This is a genomic window from Pseudoalteromonas sp. D15MCD-2, from assembly GCF_038562745.1.
Taxonomy (GTDB): domain Bacteria; phylum Pseudomonadota; class Gammaproteobacteria; order Enterobacterales; family Alteromonadaceae; genus Pseudoalteromonas.
On sequence record NZ_JBCFQE010000001.1, the window covers coordinates 2,309,265 to 2,329,289 of the forward strand.

At 38.9% G+C, this 20,025-nt stretch carries 9 protein-coding genes; 3 read left to right on the top strand and 6 right to left on the bottom strand.

Annotated features, from left to right (window positions below):
- Positions 1-199: 199 nt before the first annotated feature.
- The 3 genes from AADY36_RS10550 to AADY36_RS10560 all read right to left on the bottom strand — a co-directional run bounded on the left by AADY36_RS10550 (position 200) and on the right by AADY36_RS10560 (position 7,877).
- Positions 200-2,866, bottom strand: a complete 2,667-nt coding sequence (locus AADY36_RS10550) for a TonB-dependent receptor plug domain-containing protein (protein WP_054564038.1) — start codon at positions 2,864-2,866, stop codon at positions 200-202.
- A 291-nt stretch (positions 2,867-3,157) separates the two neighbouring features.
- Complete coding sequence (locus AADY36_RS10555) at positions 3,158-5,098, bottom strand: S9 family peptidase (RefSeq protein ID WP_054564039.1); 1,941 nt, start codon at positions 5,096-5,098, stop codon at positions 3,158-3,160.
- 115 nt (positions 5,099-5,213) lie between these two features.
- On the bottom strand, positions 5,214-7,877 hold the full coding sequence (locus AADY36_RS10560; RefSeq protein ID WP_342408958.1) for a TonB-dependent receptor: 2,664 nt from the start codon (positions 7,875-7,877) through the stop codon (positions 5,214-5,216).
- A 641-nt stretch (positions 7,878-8,518) separates the two neighbouring features.
- On the opposite strand from AADY36_RS10560, the gene AADY36_RS10565 reads away from it, so the two are divergent.
- The 3 genes from AADY36_RS10565 (at position 8,519) to AADY36_RS10575 (ending at position 12,752) form a co-directional block, all read left to right on the top strand.
- Complete coding sequence (locus AADY36_RS10565; protein WP_055021500.1) at positions 8,519-9,694, top strand: DUF547 domain-containing protein; 1,176 nt, start codon at positions 8,519-8,521, stop codon at positions 9,692-9,694.
- A 68-nt stretch (positions 9,695-9,762) separates the two neighbouring features.
- Positions 9,763-10,908, top strand: coding sequence for a DUF547 domain-containing protein (locus tag AADY36_RS10570; RefSeq protein ID WP_055021499.1), 1,146 nt, complete (start codon positions 9,763-9,765; stop codon positions 10,906-10,908).
- Positions 10,909-10,961: 53 nt separating this feature from the next.
- Complete coding sequence (locus tag AADY36_RS10575) at positions 10,962-12,752, top strand: 2OG-Fe(II) oxygenase family protein (RefSeq protein ID WP_342408959.1); 1,791 nt, start codon at positions 10,962-10,964, stop codon at positions 12,750-12,752.
- Positions 12,753-12,792: 40 nt separating this feature from the next.
- Here the strand turns inward: AADY36_RS10575 and AADY36_RS10580 are convergent, their stop codons facing one another.
- From AADY36_RS10580 to AADY36_RS10590, 3 genes are all read right to left on the bottom strand, one after another.
- Positions 12,793-14,439 (bottom strand): tetratricopeptide repeat-containing sulfotransferase family protein, encoded by a 1,647-nt coding sequence (locus AADY36_RS10580; protein WP_342408960.1) that lies wholly within the window; start codon positions 14,437-14,439, stop codon positions 12,793-12,795.
- Between the two features lie 76 nt (positions 14,440-14,515).
- Positions 14,516-17,374, bottom strand: coding sequence for a TonB-dependent receptor domain-containing protein (locus AADY36_RS10585; protein ID WP_055021496.1), 2,859 nt, complete (start codon positions 17,372-17,374; stop codon positions 14,516-14,518).
- 255 nt (positions 17,375-17,629) lie between these two features.
- The gene (locus AADY36_RS10590) at positions 17,630-19,978 is read right to left on the bottom strand and encodes a DNA polymerase II (RefSeq protein WP_342408961.1); all 2,349 of its coding nucleotides are present in this window, start codon (positions 19,976-19,978) and stop codon (positions 17,630-17,632) included.
- Between the last annotated feature and the right edge of the window lie 47 nt (positions 19,979-20,025).

Genomic DNA, 20,025 nt, shown 5'->3' on the forward strand with positions numbered 1-20,025 from the left:
CTTTTATTAAGGTTTTTTAAGTATAAGAGCATAAATTGATTTAAACAACTGCACATAAATCTTACACAAGAGCTTAAGTAAATAATTAAACCTTAAAAATTAATTATTTTATAACTGTAAAACCTATAGTGAATTTGTTTATAAAATAAAAAACCCTGCAAGCGCAGGGTTTTAATATACAAGTATTTAAATCGTTCGTTTAGAACTTAAATTTGAAACCTGCATAGTACAGACGACCAACTTGGCTATAAAGAGTATCGTCGTAGTCTAATTCAGAGTTCAATACTGGATCTTTATCAGCTAAGTTATTAACACCCAGTGTTAGATCAAGATTCCAAGGCGTTGCGTAAGTATAGTTAATATCGATAATGTTATACGAAGATAACTCACCTACTGCTTTGAACTTAGTACCTTCATCATTTGCATCTTCAGTTTCTTCAGCTGTAGAAGCAATATGGTTCCAATTTACGTTTAACATGTGAGCTTCGATATCCCATGTTAAGCCCCAGCTGATTCTTCTTTCTGGTAAGCCAGCACGGCCAATTTTATCAACGTTAGGGTAACCGATGATATCTGGCTCTTCATAGCTAAGTACTTCTGACCAAGCAAATTTAGAGCGAAGTAGACCTGCGCCACCTAAGTCAAATACTGCGTTAAGTTTGAAATCTAAGCCATCTGTAGAGAAACCAGGGATGTTAGCCATTGGTGCAGTAACAAGTAACGAACGACCAGTTGGATTACCACCACGGTCTACAGATACTTGGTCATAACCAGCAGCGTTATCATTTGGATCTTCAGGGTCACCTAAAAGGCCAGCTAACTCAAGGTCAAATACATCTTGTGTAGATAACGAGCTAACTTGGTTAGTGATTTCGATATCATAGTAATCAACTGACATATCGATATTATCAGTGATGTTATAAACCATACCGAAACTTACACTTTCTGATTCTTCAGGTTTTAATGAATCAGTACCGATGAAGTAAGTTGTATGTTGTTGAGTACGACAATCAGAACGTGATGTACCTGCTGATGTACATACTACAACATCTTTAGCTGATGAAGCTGACTCTTGTGGTGCTTTATATAGATCTTCCAGCGTTGGAGCACGGAAACCTTCACCCCAAGCAGCACGTAAAACTAACTCATCAAATGGCTGGTATTTAAGTGAAACTTTAGGAACAAATGATGAACCTACATCGCTGTAATCATCATATCGAGCAGCTAAGTTTAACTCTAATGTGTCTACTACAGGGATTAACATTTCAGCAAAAACAGCTGATTCTGTACGGTCACCTGCCGCTGAACCACCAGCAGTACCAATGATGTTTTTCGCTTCGTTTTGAGCTTCCGCTTGGTCAAAGTAATCAGTTTCACGGTAGCTAGCACCAACATATAGGCCTAGTTCACCTGCAGGTAAAGTAGCTAACTCATTAAAGCTTACGCCTGCAGTTACTTCACGTAATGTACTACCAGAACGACGGTTACTATTTGCGGCGATATTAGCTAATTGAGTAGCATACGCAGATTGATCTGGGTCACGTGGATCCCAACCATCAATGATCGCATTTTCTACGCTTGGGCGATGAACATAGCCTTGACCCCACTCGTTCATTTCATAACGGTTATAGTGTGCATCTACATGCCAATCAAACACTTCACCCATACCATTTAGAGATGCACTCCAATCAGCCATGTTGCTAACTTGCCAAGTGTCACGTGAAGTACCTACGTTATTAAAGCGGTAATAACCACGGTCGCCTTCATTAACAGCCATTAAGCCTTTTTCTGTGTCTTCAGCAAGCGCAATAGGGAATGTAAACCAGCCTGCTGCAGGTGCGAAACGACCAAAGCTTTCATTACGCGAATGTAATGAACGGAAGTTAAAGATTAAATCATCATTGATGTCATAATCAAAGTTAACAAATACTGAGTCACGCTTTGTTGAAGCAGCGTCAGCAGCAACAGCAGTATAATCATAGTGACAGCCGTCGTCAGCAGGGAAATCTGGTGCATCATTATGATAAGCAAATGAATCACCGTACTGCGAACAGTCTTGACCAGTGATCATTGGGTTAAACTCAAATGTTTGCATATCTAGAATGTTACGGCCATACCAGCTTTGACCTGTTGTACCAGCGAATGTACCTGAGCCATCGTCTGTTGCACGTGAGAACCAACGATCACGAGCAAAAATAATATCACGCTCATCATGCTCATAGCTGAATACTAGGTTAGAGTTTTCTGATTTAAGACCTGTGATAATTGAGAATGATGACTCATCACCACCGCCATCACGGCTCGGAGTACCCATACGACCTTGAACTTGAACACCTTCAAAATCTTTTCTTAAAATAATGTTAACTACACCGGCGATCGCATCAGAACCATATACCGCAGATGCGCCATCACCCATAACTTCAATGCGCTCTACAGCAGCAAAAGGAATGGTATTTAAGTCAGCTGCACCACCACCCATAACAGGTGAACCTGGCATTTTCTTACCGTTAATTAAAACAAGTGTTCTTGAAGAACCTAAACCACGTAAGTTTACTGTTGCCTGACTTTGCGCAGTACTACCTGATGATGGTTGAATCGAACCAAATGAGTTAAATGTTGAACGGTTTAATACGTCTGCAACACTTAATTGACCTGAATTATCTAAAGATGCACGGTCGATTACAACAACAGGGTTTGCACCCTCAATGTCAGTTCGTTTAATACGTGAACCTGTAACTTCGATTCGCTCAACTTTTTCTACACCTTCTTCTTCAGCAGCAAAAGACGAAGCTGAAAATGCAGCAGTTGACGCTGCACCAAAAGCAATCGCTAAGCGAACTGCTTTTGAAACTTGATTATTTAACATTTGATTCTCCCTGGTCATATCCATGTTATGACTTTATTAATTTATTTTACCCCTTAAAGAGGTACTAGTACCCCATAAGGGAATTAAATACTAATATTAGGGACAACTTTTGGTCAACAGTTTTTTAACCATTGTTTTTCAATGTAAATTTTAAGTTTCAGGTGCATATAAGATTAAAGAAAAGTTTGATTACATATATTTCACATTAGTTTATATATTCGAAACAATAAAAAACCCAGAATAAGGTTTGAGCCTTAATTTCTGGGTTTTTTGTATTTTTTTGATAATTTATTATTTCAAATATCTAGCCAAAAACTTTTCCATTTTTGTGTAAAGCTCAACTTTATTTTCTTGCTTCTGAAAGCCATGACCTTCATTTTCTTTCATTATCCATTCATCATCTGACAAAATTACTCCTTTTTTTGCCAGTGCATCGCGTAAATCAGTTGCGTGTTGCTTAACTACACGCGGGTCTTTCGCACCTTGCACTATCATTAGTGGCGCTTTAATTTTATCAACATGTTGCAACGGTGACATTCGTTTCATTAGGGCTTCATCAGATGGATCACCAATCTGCATTTCAAGCACTTCACGTTGTGACTCCCAATGCTTTGGTAATGTATCAAATAATAAAGACACATCTGTTACGCCAACGTAATCTATTCCGCATTTATAAAGTTCAGGTGTAAACGCAAGGCCTGCTACTGTGGCATAGCCACCGTAACTCGCGCCATAAATACAGACCTTATTCGCATCTGCGATACCTTCTGAAACCAAATATTTAACGGTATCTGTAATATCATTTTGCATTTCAGCGCCCCATTTACCACCATAGCCCGCTTGCTGGAATTTGCGACCATAACCGCCAGACCCCCTAAAGTTAACTTGGACTGTGGCATAGCCTCTACTTGCAAAAAACTGGGCTTCAGGATTGAATCCCCAATAATCTCGAATTCCAAAGGGACCACCATGTGGATTTACGATAAGAGGTAGCTGTTTACCCGACGAGTTTTTAGGAATTGTGATATAACCATTTAATGTTAAACCATCTCTACTTTTGAATTCGATAGGCTGCATCGGCGACATCGCTTTAGGATCTATCCATGACATTGGGCTTAATAATGCTTTTAAGCTATTGTCATTTTTATTGAATAAATAATATTGGCCGGGATCAGTGTCACTCGCTGCATAGACAATATTGAGCACTTCATCATCAGAGCGACTAGTAATTGTCACAACTTTATCGGGAAATGCCTGCTTTAATGAGGTCATCATTTTTGCAGTCTGTTCATCGAAGTATACTTCTTCAGGGTATTTGTCATAAAAACTAATTGAAGTAAGCTTTTTACGCTTTCTCGAAAAGCTAAGCGATGTAACATCAACGTTATCATGGGCAAAAATTTGTTCGCCTAACTTATTCGTTTCTGGATCGAAATAAAAAACAGCTTTGGTATCACGACCTAAATCAGAAGCGACGAACAACCTTTTATTATCGAAATCAAATGCCAAAGGTTCAATATTTGCCTCTTCGGCATTGTACTCTCGTAATACTCTGAATTTTTCTTCGCCTTTTCCTTTATATAGTAAAGTACCTTTTAAACCTTCAATCGTTAAAGCGCCACGTACCTCACCATCATGATCAAGCATCCACCCCTGAACGTTACCAGGGTTCTTTGCAAGTAAGTCCATCTTGTAATTACGTTCGTGTTTACGATCCCAACGGCTGTCGATTGGCAGTTTATATAAATCTGGAGCAACAATGTTTCGGCCATTATATTGCACCAGAATATGCTTCGGATCATCTGGTAATAAATGCACAACTGATGCAGAGCGGATACCTGATGCGCCAACTTTTGATCCGACTAACTGCACGACCTTTGCACGTTTCTTATGGGCATCAATTGTATAAATACTGAATGCTTCATTACCATTACTGTCTAGTGTAAAAATAATGTCATCATTATTCGCCCAAGAGAAACTATTGATATCTTGCTCATCAAACTTTGTTATTGGCCTCGCATTTTTAAAACCATCAACTTCCATTACAACAATATTTCTACGCTCGTTAATTGGCGATAAAACCGCAAGGTACTTACCATTTGGAGAAAGTTGCAAATTAGAAAATTTAGGTGTTTTAAAGAAGTCCTCAATTGGGATGTCTTGCGTTTTGGAGCCGACACTCATAGATAAACTGAGCAAACTACTCAAAAGTAAAAACCATATTATTTTCATTTTAATATTCCCTTTAATTATGACGATAAATGTTTGGGTTATTTATAACTTAGTACTTTGCATAAAAAAACCCTGCTGTAGCAGGGTTTTAAGAGCTTATACTAATTATTTTAGCTTAGAATTTTTGTTCTAAACGAAGGTACATTGAACGACCTGTTTGATCGTATAATGACCAGCTTGAATCACGGTAATCACGGAAGCCGTCATACCAAGAAGGTGCTTTCTTATCAAATACGTTGTTAACACCTACAGAAATTTTAGTATTTGTTGGTGCAGTGTATGTGAACTGAGCATTATGCTTGAAGTATGAAGGAACGTCAGCAAGGTAATCAACACCCCACTCTTCGTTACCTGACTCTTGAGCGCCTACGTAGAACATAGTCCAAGAAGCACTGTAATCTTCATAAGAATAGCTAACACCTAAATCAGCTTTCCAATCTGGGTAATCTTGAAGACCAGCATAATCAAACGGTTCTGCATCTTTGTCTGCTTTCTCTTCAAATTCCATAACTTTTGAAACGTTTAGCATTACGCCAAAGTCACCGAAGCTAGTTTCATGCTTGTAGCGAGTTGAGAAATCGAAACCAGACGTTTGTAGTGATGCTTTATTGATATATCCTGTGTAGATGTAATCAATTTGGCCAGTACCATTAGCACGGTCGATAGCATCTGGTGTAGAACCTAAACCACCTTCTTCCTGTTCAATACGTAGAAGTTCAGTTGTGCTTACGTCATCGATACGGTTTTCGTAGCTGATATCGTAGTAAGTTAATTCTACTGCTAAGCCATCAACGATATCCCATACGAAACCAAGCGTCGTAGAGTCACCCGTTTCTTCAGTAAGGTTTGCATTACCACCGAACCATGTCGCTACTTGCTCACCAGCGTCAGAACAATAACCTTCTAATGATTGACCAGGGTTAGCATCACACCATGCTGTATCACGAACAGTTGGGAAGCTTAATGCATAAGACTGGAACATTTCGCCCATGTTAGGAGCACGGAAAGACTCACCCCAAGAACCACGGATTAATAATGTGTCAGTTGGGCGCCAAGTAACACCTACTTTTGGAACAACCTTATCAAATGTAGTGCTCTTTTCACCAAGGTTAGTCATACCTGACTGTTCGTATTTCTCATAACGACCAGCAACAGTTACATCAATTTCGTAAGGTAAGCTTGCTTGAATTTCCATGTATGCAGCAGTACGGTCACGAGTTGCATATACGTCATCGCCGCCTGAACCGCCTGAGATGAAACCATTTGCAGACTCAGGGTCAGATACTTGAGTGAAATCAATTTCTTCAAATTCAGCACCAACAACACCAGCAATAACGAAATCACCGTTATCAACGAATGTAGTAGACACTAAACCATCAATTTGTTGGCTTTCGTAACGACCTTCATAAGTACCTGTATGCGCTGCATATTGGTATAAGTCTGTAAGTTGAGTATTCCACTCTTCGTAACTCATGCCTGTAGTGTTAAGAATATCATATTCACCAGAGTCAATTGCGCTTTGTAACATTACGTCATTAACTAGGTTGCTACCAAAAACATTTGTTTTAGAGATGCTGTTTTGGTAGTTGATTTCCCAATCAAAACCATTACCGATATCAGTGAAGCCTTCAAGACCTAATACGATGTCTGTAGTTACAACTTCTGTTTTTGTGTCACGGTTACCAATTGGCACTGAACGCATGTAAAGACGGATATCTTCATCTTCAGGGTTATATTGGTTGTCAGCATCCATCCAAACTGCACCTGTAGATACCGGCGTACCTGCGTAACGTGAGTTTGTTTCGTTGAAACTTGCCATAGCACGACCAACTAGGCGAATGTTGTCAGTCAATTCATAGTTAAAGTTAGTTAAGAATGAGTTGTTTTCTACGTCTGGATAGAATTTTGTAACGTTACCGTAGTTATATAAACAACCACCAACGCCGTTCTCATCCATAGCATTTACTACGTCAGCTGTTTGGTCACAAAGCTCAGGGTTAGAGATATAGCTACCTGCACCACCGATTCGGTAGTTTGGAACATGGCTATAACCGCTGTACGCACCGTACGTAGGATCATCCATCGCCCAAATTTCTTTGTCGAAGATTGCATTGTCACGTGAGTTTTCATACGTGAAGATGATGTTACCTTTTTCAGATGTGTAACCTGAAGTAATTGAGAAAGTTTTGCTTTCGCCACCTTCAACTTTAGGTACTTCGTAATCGTATTTAACGCTTACGCCATCAAAGTCTTTCTTAGTAATGATGTTGATTACACCAGCAACAGCAGATGAACCATAAACAGCTGATGCACCATCGCGAAGGATTTCAACACGCTCAACAACAGCCATTGGAATGATTGATGTATCAGCCGATGAACCAGAAGATGAACTTGTACCAGGCATACGACGACCGTCTAATAATACAAGTGTCGCGTCAGAGCCAAGGCCACGTAAGTTAATGTTAGAAGAAGCTGCACCACCAGCACCATAACCAGATACACCTTTCCAAGAACCGAAAGAGTTAGAAGCAAGGTTATTTAAAACGTCAGCAACTGTAGGCTCACCTGAAAGGCTGATTTCTGCCGCTGATAAAACAGTAACTGGAGAGCTATTCTCTAGATCTACCTGCTTGATACGTGAACCAGTAACCTGGATACGTTCAACTTTTTCTGCGTTTTCTTCATCTACAGCAAATGTGCTTGCAGAAAATGCAGCTGTAGAAGCTGCGCCAAAAGCGACCGCTAAGCGAACAGCTTTTGAAACTTTATTATTTAACATTTGATTCTCCCTGGACCATGTTATTCATGGAATATTTATAGTTATTCAAAAAAAATGCATATTAGGCAGTAATTTTGAGCTTTGATAATAATACTCGCCACTCTTAAAGGTCAACACTTCGCTAACTCAAAAGTTCAATTTTTAACAATAAATAAAACACTAACCAAAATAATAAAACATAATTAACACCTTCAAACCCCTTTAAATACAATAGACACAGCAACATTTACAACAGGTTACAAAGGTCAAAAAGAATTTAACTTTTTAGTATTAATATGGGTACTAAAGCAAAACCTGCCAATAGTTGCAATTTGCGCAATAAAACTCGGTACTGTTAAATGGCATTTTTTATCTTTAAAAATAAAAAAATAAAATTTTAAGACCTTACAGTTAAGATGAATCCACAACAATCATGGTCAAAATGGTTAACACGTAGAAGAAATGGACTTAATGATGCAAAAGTTAATAGAATGAACATTCTATTAACTAGAAACAACTAAGGGAAAGTTTAGAAAAACATTTAAACCCCTTATATTTTCTTAAGATAAACAAGTAAAGACAGAACAAATTCGGTACATATAAACTTGAAAAAATTGTAACAATCACTGATAGTAAGATTGTTAAAACAACAAGGAAAAATCATGTTTAAACAATTATTACTAATTGCATTTACTTTTTGCTCACTTTCATCGTATGCAAAAATAAATGAACTACCGGAAGAATTTTCAGACTTTAGCCTTAATCGAGATATTAAAATTTCGTATGAGGACCTTGATAACTTACTTGAAATGACAGTAATTGACATGGGAAAGTCGGACCGAAGTTCTCGTAAATCTCAATCCTCCATTGGCACGCGCATGAAATCACACAAAAACAACGACACTGCGCTTGAGGCCAATCGCTTTTTCTTCGAAGGTGTTTCTAAATCAGAGATAAAGGATGGCTTTCACAAAATTAGAGTTAGCTTGGAGAAGGTACCTAGCGAAGTGTCGCTGAATGATTTAAGCCTAGACGAGCAGTTAGCTTACTGGCTTAACCTATATAACACAGCCATGGTAGAAAAATTAATTGAGCACTACCCTATTCGCGATACAGAAGACCTTCTATTTGGTGATGATTCGATTCTAGAAGATGAGTTTTTAACCGTTGCCGGTTACAAACTTTCACTCAATGATATTCAACATAAAATTGTTTTTGAAAAATTTGGTAAAAAAAAGCCGATAGTTATGTATGGCTTTTATCAAGGTAACATTGGTAGCCCAAACCTTCGAGATGAAGCGTATAAAGGTAGCAAAGTTTACCATCAACTTGTTGAAAATGGAGAGGAATTTGTAAACTCAAATAGAGGCATGCAAATTAAGCGTAAAAATCGCCTTTATGTATCTAAATATTATGAGCAAGCTGAGTCTTTATTTTCAGATTTCGAAAGTGACTTACGTGAGCACTTAGAAGACTACGCTGAAGGTCAAATGAAAAGCGATGTTAAATACGCCAAACGCTTCAAAGTTGATATCGAAGATTGGAGTATTACTGATTTATATGGTACCGACCGTGACTATGGCGGATCTACATCAACTAACCCTGCAGCAATGCTTAATGCTGTTGTAAGCAACTCAGCTGTACCAATCGGTCCTGAAGGTAGTGGCTCGGGTATTGGAGCGGTTAATGTGAGTCATATTACAGATTCAATTATGATGCGCACCATGGATTTTGGTCGTTTTTCTCCTGAAATGTTAGAGAAAATCAAAAAACTTAACTTAAAGCGCCAAGACAACAGTGGCTCTGTTGAGATTAAAGATCTTGATTCAAACAATTAAAATTAAAATTAAAAGGCCGCTCGTCAAAAGAATGTGACGGGTGGCTTTTTCTGAACAGGGAGTTCGCTATGCTTAAACCACTCTTATTAATAACCGCAATTTTCTTTACTGCACACTCGTCAGCAAAACTAGACACTCTACCTGAGGAATTTGCCGATTTCGGCTTAGATAGTGATTTAACAATATCTTATGGTGATTTAGATCAGTTACTTAAAATCACGGTTATTGACTTAGGCCGCTCAGACCGAGGCTTTCGAAAAGGCCAATCAGGCATTGGCACACGTACGAGAGCACACAAAAATAACGATACAGCTTTAGAAGCAAATCGTTTTTATTATGAAGAAGTTGTAAAGGCAGACCTGAAAACTGGTTTTAAAAAAATACGTCTGAGCCTTGAACAAGTTCCTGAACAAATCCCACTTAATGAGCTCGTTTTATCTGAGCAACTTGCTTACTGGCTAAATTTATATACCACAGCATTATTAGAGAAACTCATTGAGCACTACCCTATCTTCAGTACTGAAGATTTATTATTTGGTGATAATTCATTACTTGATGAGGAATTTATTACTGTTATGGGACATAGCCTGTCTTTGAATGACATACAACACAACATTGTCTTTAAAAAGTTTGGCAAAAGTAAACCGATTGTAATGTACGGCTTTCATCAAGGGAATATCGGCAGCCCAAATCTTCGCCCAGAGGCCTATGTAGGAAGCAAAGTGTATTACCAACTAGCAGACAATGGTGAGGAATTTGTTAATTCTAACCGAGGTATGCAAATTAAAGGGAAAGATAGACTTTACCTATCCGTCTACTACCAGCAAACAGAAGCCTTGTTTGACGACTTTGAGCAAGATTTAAAGTCTCATATTGAACACTATACTAATGGCTCTTTAAAAGATGCTGTAGAGTCATCTAAAGGGTTTAAGCTTACAATAGATGATTGGCATATCGTGGATTTATATCGCACGCATAGAGCCTATGGCGCCTCTTCTGCTATTAACAGGGCTCCCCTAGAAGGTATAGGGGGAATGACATATGGATATCGTGCAGCAGACGGAAGCTATATCACCGATCCCTTAACGAAGCGGCTAGCTCAATTTGGTCGATACCCACCACAAGTTTGGAAGAAAATTCGTAAGCTTTATAAACAAAGAGAACGCATTAAAGGCACTGTAGAAATCAAAGACCTTGATGTAAATCAAGAGTAATATTTTACTTTACTGTACGCCCTGTTAACATAAAGCAAAAACAGGGTGTACGAGTGAATAATTCATTGCAAAGAGCTTTGCACGCATTCAATCAACAACAATATGTGCAGGCATTACAACTCCTTTCTTTACATACAAATAAAACCGCTGATTGGTATACATTAAATAGCTTATGTTTATCAGCTGTAAACAAAACCATAGAAGCTGAGCAGTGCTATTTACAAGGCCTTAGCCAATTTAGTAATCATGTTGGCCTTTTAGACAACTACACCAATTTACTTTGTAAACAAAAAAAGTATGCAGAGTGTATTCAGTTTTGTGAATATAACACAGCTTCTTTATCACTCGAAAAGCCACGACTTAATTACATTGAAAGCCTAATTAATCAAGATGAATTATTAAAATCCGAACATTTATTGAGCAAAACATCACCCTCGCAGAACACATTCGTTCGTTACCATTGGCTCACTTTAGAACTTTTCGAGCGCTTTGGTGACTTACAACGTATCGAAGAGTATTTTCAAACAAAATTGCCAGATCAATTAAAGGAGCAATTTCATTTCGTTTATAAACATGCTTGTAATTATCGAAATTTAGGTCAATTTGCCGAGGCCTTAGCGCTTTTGCAAATGCTTTTAAAACAGCAACCAAGTCCCGAGTTGCAATACATAGTTGGTTGTACATACTATGATTTACAGCAATATGAACAAGCACAAGCTCACCTTAAGGCATGCTTAGAACTTGCTCCTAACTATGTACCAGCGCATGAAAGCCTTAACAAGCTCTACTGGGAACACTCGCAGAGCCAATTAATGAGTTCATATGCTCAAACTTTCAAAAATTATGATGCAAACCCTGTTCTGATCCACTCTCAAATTGGCCAACTACTGCAACTAGATAAGCTGGAAGAAGCATTATTAGTAAGCAGTGATGCAACACGAAACCATCCACAAAATTTAGATTTACATCATGCACACAGTATAATTCTAGATAGAACAGGTGACGAAGAAAAAGCATTTTCACTCCTTCAGCAACTCGTTAAAGCAGCCCCACAAAATGCTCGTTACTGTATTGATTTAGCAAACTTTTACATACAACAAGGCGATTACAGCTCAGCGATCTCTCATTTAGAAACCGCAGTAAAATTTAACCCTCACAACCAAGAGCTTTGGGCATATTTAAGTATTGCTTGGCGACTATCAAATAATGATAAATATCACTGGTTAACTGACCTAGACAAATTCGTTAAAGTGATGGAGCTGCCTGCTCCGCCTGGTTTTAAGACCTTTGCTGATTTTAATAAGCAGTTGCAGGAGCTAATGATCAGCCTTCACACAAATAAACTACAACCATTAGATCAAAGTGTGCGCAGTGGCAGCCAAACACAAGGTCACTTGTTACACCGTTCAAACCAACTTATTGATTTATTTAAGTCATCTATGAATGAATGCATTAATCAATACCTGATGCAGCTACCAGAGGATGCTAACCACCCTCTATTAGCGCGTAATCATAAACGCTTTGTTGCCAGAGGTAGTTGGTCGGTGAAACTAGAAGAAGGCGGTTTTCATGCTAATCATATCCACCCTCAAGGTTGGTTATCAGCGCCGAGCTATATTTCTATTCCTAATGAGATGAGTAAAGATGATGAAACTAAAAATGGCTGGCTTAAGCTAGGAGAAACCAGTCTTAACTTAGGTGAGCGTGAGTCTATAGCTCGTGAAATATGCCCTGAGGAAGGTCAAATTATTATATTTCCAAGCTATATTTGGCATGGTACATACCAACTAAAAAGTACTAGCCCTCGGCTAACTATTCCATGTGATATCATGCCCTTAAAATAATAAAAAAGACCATCTAAATGATGGTCTTTTTTATTACCAATTACTTATTTAACAGCGCTTTGGCATCTTGGTAGGATTTTTCATCGGCCTGTATGTGTTCAAGGTAATTTGCAAATCGTCCTGAGGATGACTTATAAAGTGGCTTTCTAACCTGCCATACACTCGCTGTACTTACAGTGCCAGATTTATTGTGAAATCGCTGGGCTTCATCAGTATATTCAAGCCCTAGAAAGCTAAACAGCTGTTCTAAAATCTGCTCGGGTGAGCAAACGAGCTGATCGTAATTCAGGGTAAAAATATCATTACTGAAACACGACTGCCAATGTGACTTAATACGTTGCTGCTGCTCATAGTGGTGTAGAGTATCACCTAGGGATACAGCATAGTTTAAGCTTGGACCCAAATGCTGGAAAAAAGCTGACAAGCTATTGTCTTTAATATCTCGCTCTGTCCAGATAATCTTAGCTTTTGGATAGAGCTGCTTGATAATATCTAAGTAAAGGTAATTTTCTGGGCGTTTATCTGTAACGTAAATAGCACCTTCGGCTCGAAGAGTTAGTTGCTCGTTATAACCATTTATAAACTCAGGATCTTTAGCCTTATTTGCAAGCGCCATTTCATCACTAATTAAATTGAATAACGATGAATGTAAATAGGCAATCTCACCACCTGCTGCTATTTGCTCGTTAGAACTGATAATTTGTTCAATCAGTGTTGAGCCAGAACGAAACATACCGCAAATTATAATGGGTGTTATTGAGCTATTCGCTTCTTGCAGAGCAATATTACGCGCTAAGGTGTAGTCGGTTACCGCTTCAATAGACTGGCGATCATAAACTGGTAAATACTTTTTATTGTATTGATTAGCCTTTACATAATAATACCAAGCTTTCTGATAGTTTTTACAATCATTAAATACTTTACCAAGTGCATAATAAAGATCAGCACAGGCAATATCATCTGACTCTCGTTGTAATATAGCTAGGCATGCTTGTTCGTAGTTAGTCGCATCTTGTTCAGAAAATGTCTCGATGTCAGCCAGCCTTGCTTGTGCCATCGCGTTAAATGCATCTATTTTTAAAACCTGTTGAAAGCCTTTTTTCGCTTTCTCTTTATCACCAAGCTGTTCGTAAATATTTGCCAATGAAAAGTGAGCTTGAAGATTATTTTGATCATGACCAATCGCTTGTTGTAAGTAATGTACGGCTTCATCGGGTTGATGTAACTGCTCATTATGCATTAAAGCAATATCTATTAAAGCGGGTGCTTTAAACTGCTCAGATAATGTTAGAGCTTGTTCAAAGAAACGCATCGCTGAATCGTGGTTATCAAGCTTTCTTTCTATTTTTCCTAGCTGAAAGCAAATATCAGCTTGCTGCGGATTTGCTGTGTATAAAGGTAACAGCGCGTTTTTCGCAATTTCGAACTCACCACAACTTAAACTTAATTGTACTAAGGTCAGTACATAATCAAACTTTTTTGGAGCTATCGATACCAGTTTTTGGCAATAGGCAATGGCTGTTTCAGTATCTTGTTGCTGCATAGCAACTTTGAAAAGGATCTGTAACGCTTTTTCAGCAAACTCATTGTTATGTGTTAACGGTTTTAATAACTCAACCCCTTGGCTAACTTTACCTTGCTGAAGTAAAGCAACAGCTTGGGTAAACGCGTGTTGTTCTGATGTCATTGTTTCCCCATAATAAATGCTTCCCCATAAAAAAAGCGAGCCGAAGCTCGCTTTATCATACATTAATTAATTCAAATTAGAATTTTAATGAAACGCTTGCGTGGAAGTAACGACCTAATGTGTCGTAGTAACCAGCAACTGCGTTACCATTTGTAGATAATGTACCGCCAACTAGTGGTGGCTCTCTATCTAATACGTTGTTCACACCAACAAGTACACGAGTGTAGTCATTGATAGTGAATGAACCTTTAAGGTCAAGATAGCTTTGTGAGCTGATACCGTCTTGAACTAGTTCATCAGCACCAGTGTAGTCGTTAACACCACTGAAGAAACGCCATTTAGCAGTTGCTTTCCACCAGCTACCAGTGTCATAGCTTGCAGTTAGAACATGACGCCATTCTGGTTGTGGGAAACAGCCATTGTCTAGTGTATCAACACAGTCATACGGTTCACTTACACCTGGAATATCTTCATATTCTTTAGTCATCATGTAAGTACCGATTAGGCTTGTAGAAAGTGTACCACCGCCAATTTCCATGTCGTAGTTAGCACTTAAGTCGATACCTTCAAAGTGAATGTTACCTAAGTTAGTGTTTGTTGCTACAACTTGACCAGAACCAACCCATAAGCTGCCGCTACCAGGTGTACGTTCAATCTTGTCACAGAATTGTGCATCGCCTGTAAGACCACACTGACGAACGATTAACTCAGGGTCAATTGCACCGATTGCATCTTCAAGGTCGATATCCCAGTAATCGATTGAGAAGTTAAAGTCTTCAAATGGGTTACCAACAACACCTAAAGTGATTGTATCTGCGATTTCAGGGCGAAGCTCTGGGTTACCACCGAAGAAACCGTTGTACTGATCTGCAGGGCTCTTACCAACATTACCGTATTGTGACGCTGTTACACCTGTGTTAGCACAAGCTGCTTGACTAAGCTCTGGAGTTGCAGTCGCACATGGATCTACACCACCCCATAAGCCTTGGCTTTGTTGAGCGAATAGCTCACCGTTGTTTGCAGAACGAACAGCACGGTTGTAGCTTGAACGGATTTTCCAGTTCTCAGTTACGTCCCAGTTCATTGCTACTTTATAAGTAGGCTCTGAACCTGAAGTGCTGTAATCAGACCAACGATAACCTAAGTCAATTAATAGACTTTCAACACCTGTGATACCTTCAACGATAGGAACACTTAACTCACCGAAGAATTCAGTTACATCGTACTCACCGTTAAGGCTCTTAGTAGGACCACCTTGACCAAGTAATAGACCTTGCGCGTAAACTTCATCCGCCGTACGGCCGAATGTTTCTTCACGGTATTCAGCACCAAATACTGCAGCAAGTGGGTAATCTGAAGAAGGAAGACCAAACTCAAATTCACCTGTTACGAAACCACTTACGATGAATTGCTCTGTAACACCGTTAAGGATTGCAGTACCAGTTAGTGCGCCAGCTGCTTCAGCAGAAACACCTTGGTAAGTGAATACTTCGTAAGGAATACAGCCGTCAGTTGCCGCACAATCTTCACCATTTGCAGAAAGCGCAGTACTGATACGTGGACCGAAGAAGTCATTTTCGTATGCAGAAGATGAAGAAGTTGAACCATATTGCATGAACGCTTCATATGACCAAAGGTCACTGACTTCACCTTTACTACCTAATACTAGGCGGAATGAGCTGTGCTCAAGTTGGTTAACACGAGGACCACCTTCAACGTTACGCTTACCGATGTAAGTTGCAAATTGGTCACCAGAAGTTAGACCGAAACGGTCAGTTAGGTTTTGACGCTGTGCATCTGTAAGAAGCGGGCTATCATAATCGATAACATAGTTTTCATTGAAGAACGTACCTGATTCTGCGATTTGAGCAGAAGTACGGTCACGCATGAACATAGCTTCAATGAATGGGTGGAAGTTATCATTAACTTCATAGTTAGCAAATAAACCTAACGTGTGACGCTCATCCGGACGCATGAAGTGGTTTACTGGTGCGTAGTTATATAAGTTACCGCTTGAAGGAATGAAGCTGCTATCTGTACCAAGTGTCCAGTAATCGTAATCATCCCAATCGAAACCACCGTCGTCTGTTACGCCAGCGATGTAGAAGTTAGGAACTACCGCGTTACCAGAACCACCACAAGATGTACCAGTAGAAGATAATGCACATGACGAGTAATCACGTGAACCTTGGCGTAATTCATTTTGTTTGTTGTAAGTGAAGTAACCTACAGCATGACCTTTACCGCTATCGAATGAACCACCTAAAGTAGCAGAGAAATCAAACGATGAACCGTCAAAACCAGTGTTACCACTTTCGTATTCGAAACCTTTATCATCCATTAAACCTTGGATGTACTCGTTGTCATTATCGTGTTGATAAGCTGTTGAACCAAGGTTTACTTCGAAACCTTCGAACTGATCGTCCATCACGAAGTTTACAACACCCGCTACCGCGTCAGCACCGTAAGTTGATGAACCACCACCTGTCATAACGTCAACGCGTTTGATAAGTGCAGCTGGAATTTGGTTGATATCAGCAGATTGGCTGTAGATACCACCTGCTTGCATACGACGACCGTTGATAAGTACTAGGGTACGTTGTGAACCCATACCACGTAAATCAAGAGTAGCAGTACCAGAAGCACCATTTGATTGGAATGCAGTGCTTGAAGCTTCAAGTTGAGGCAAGCTGTTCATCATGTCTTCAACACGAGTGAAACCAGCTACTTCAATTTCTTCAGCTGTTGTAACTTGTACTGGGCTTGCAGTTTCAATATCAGTACGTTTGATACGTGAACCTGTAACTTCAATACGTTCAACTTTTTCTACTGCTTCTTCTTCGGCAGCATAAGAGTTTACAGAAAACGCAGCTGTTGAAGCTGTACCAAAAGCAAGCGCTAAGCGAACTGCTTTTGAAACTTTATTATTTAACATTTGATTCTCCCTGGACCACTATATTGTGGCTATATTTAGCATAAGCTTGTTTATTATTTGTATCGCATCAGGACTGCGACAAACAAATAATAAACAAATAAAACAAAATATCCAGCCCTTTATTTACAATTTTTTAATGAAGCAGCAAAAAGTTTACTTTTTCTTATTTTATGAACAAAAAACACACAAATAAGCGTTTAAACTGAGCTGAACAATCATTCATCGCAACAAAGAGTCAAAAAAATGTTAATTTTTCTAAAAAAGCTGTATCTGACGGTCACTTAGAGATGAAATTTTAGTACCCAAATCAACAACAATCATCTCAGCTATTGGCAACAATTGTTTATTAACATAAATGCCATAATCATATTTATGTTTACCTGTGTAGTACTCAGCGCCGTTAGCGGTGTAAACATATTCAATTATTTGACCACGTTGAAACGTTAGGTGGGGATTGTCAGCTAAATGCTGTTTCGCTGCTTTTACATGAGGAGGGATGTTTTTTTGATAATCAGTGAGATGCTGACCCAGTCGCTTGCGATAGGTTAGCTTAGAATCGAATTCACCTGCATAAAGTTTTTTAACATACCTATCAAAGGCTTGAAAAATAAATTCTTGTCTGTAATTTTCAGAAAATAATATTTCAAATAATTCCGTCTGAAATTCATGAGCAAGTTCTGTCCAATCACTTCTTACGGTTTCCATACCTTTGAAGACTAATTTTGAAGCGCCATTATTTTCGACTTTTCCTACATAACGCTTTTTTGAACCCATTGTTTTGCCTCTAATTGTGGGCATAAAAAATGGGCTATAGTGGGTTTCGTACTCAATTTCTAAAAAACTGTCTATTTTACAATCTTGCTGCAAAACCTGCTGCCAGCGTTTGTTAATTTTATCTGCCAGTTTCGTACCGATTTCATTACAGTTTAGTGAATTTAGATCATCATCAAGCTTAACAAAGGTTGAATCTGTATCACCATAAATGACGTTATAGCCCCACTCTTCTATCCATTGCTTAGTTGTTTGCATTATTTCATGGCCACGTAAAGTAATTGAGCTCGACAATCTCGGGTCATAAAAACGACAACCTTTAGAGCCAAGTACACCGTATAAACTATTCATAATGATTTTAATTGCCTGCGAGAGCATAGGCTGGTTTTTATCTTTGGCTATTTGTCTTGTTGCTGCAAGTTCACGAATAAGCTCAGGCAAATGGTGCTCAGTACGTGAAAACTGTGCTTGGTTAAAACCTTCGATTGCGTCATCTGGCTTTTTTAAACCTTCAATTAGTCCCAGAGGGTCTATACAAAATGTGCGCATTATTGATGGATAAAGGCTTTTGTAGTCAAGCACCAAGATATTCTTATATAGGCCAGGCTGCGATGACATGACATAACCACCTGGGCTGTCAAAACTTAAGCCATGATCGCCTAAATTAGGGGCTACATAGCCACTTCTATGTAGTAGCGGCAGATAAAGGTTAGTGAAGGCGGCAACTGAGCCACCCATTCGTTCTAATTCAAGTCCGGTGAGTTGGCTTCTCACAACAGCAAAATCGAGTAACTTAAGTTTCTCAAAAATTCGCAGCACTAACATGCAATCTTGTCTGTTGTAATTAGCAAGAGACAGTTTGTCTTCATTAAACTGGCGAATAATTTCTTCTAAGCGATTATCTGTGCTAATCAGCTTCTCTTCACCAAGTTCAATACTCGCTACATTATCAAGGCTAAAACTATCGTAGTGATAGGTGGCGTTTTTTAGGGTATCAATACCATCTACAACTACTCGGCCAGGTATTGTAATACGGGTAAAATTACCTTGCCGCAGCTGCATTTTTTCTTTATTGCGGCCAAGCGGTAATTCGACACCGAGTGCTTCAGCGCGGGCATGTAAAACACTAAAGTCAAATTCAATCACATTCCAACCAATGATCACATCAGGGTCGACAGTTTCAATGTGTAAACAAAGCTGATTGAGTAAATCAATTTCATCCACACACCAATGAAGGTTAAATTCAAGTTCACTGGTATCTTGTGGCTGGCCTACCATCAACACTGTATCTATGTGTGCCCCTACTAGACCTATTGAAAATAGCACTCCTTCACCATTACATTCTATATCGAGCGACAAACTTGAAAAATGTGGCGTAAAATCGTTATTTTTTTTGAACTTAGTATCTGTTAAAACAGGATATGGATGGCTTTTTATTTGTATTCCCTGAGCCCAAACTGACCCTTTAATGAAACGTTCCATTAAAAATCTATCAACAGGGCGAATATCATCCTCATATACTTTTATATGCTGCGCTTTGAGTCGTTTCGCTGCATTGTAATAGTGCTTTAATGATGAAAAGTAACAAGAAACTACTTCTTGTTGCATAAAGCTCTTCAGTGCCACAGGTTTAATTTCACAAAAAATACCATGCTCTGAAAACACTCTATTCGCAGCGTCTATTTGAGATTCATTAATAAAGAACACTGCTTTTTGCGGTGTGCTTATTAGTTTTACAGGCCCTTGCTTAGATAAAATCCACACCACAATCGAAATGCCCTTAGCGCTATCATAGCATTGCGTGGAAAGAATAAAGCCGGAGGCTAACTGCATGTAATTAAACCTTTTTACTATAATTTAGGCATATTAGTTAAACAAAG

What these genes read in the sequence shown, in the direction of transcription:
- AADY36_RS10550 (WP_054564038.1), bottom strand. Translation starts at nt 2,866, where the DNA reads ATGTTAAATAATCAAGTTTCAAAAGCAGTTCGCTTAGCGATTGCTTTT.
- AADY36_RS10555 (WP_054564039.1), bottom strand. Translation starts at nt 5,098, where the DNA reads ATGAAAATAATATGGTTTTTACTTTTGAGTAGTTTGCTCAGTTTATCT.
- AADY36_RS10560 (WP_342408958.1), bottom strand. Translation starts at nt 7,877, where the DNA reads ATGTTAAATAATAAAGTTTCAAAAGCTGTTCGCTTAGCGGTCGCTTTT.
- AADY36_RS10565 (WP_055021500.1), top strand. Translation starts at nt 8,519, where the DNA reads ATGTTTAAACAATTATTACTAATTGCATTTACTTTTTGCTCACTTTCA.
- AADY36_RS10570 (WP_055021499.1), top strand. Translation starts at nt 9,763, where the DNA reads ATGCTTAAACCACTCTTATTAATAACCGCAATTTTCTTTACTGCACAC.
- AADY36_RS10580 (WP_342408960.1), bottom strand. Translation starts at nt 14,439, where the DNA reads ATGACATCAGAACAACACGCGTTTACCCAAGCTGTTGCTTTACTTCAG.
- AADY36_RS10585 (WP_055021496.1), bottom strand. Translation starts at nt 17,374, where the DNA reads ATGTTAAATAATAAAGTTTCAAAAGCAGTTCGCTTAGCGCTTGCTTTT.
- AADY36_RS10590 (WP_342408961.1), bottom strand. Translation starts at nt 19,978, where the DNA reads ATGCAGTTAGCCTCCGGCTTTATTCTTTCCACGCAATGCTATGATAGC.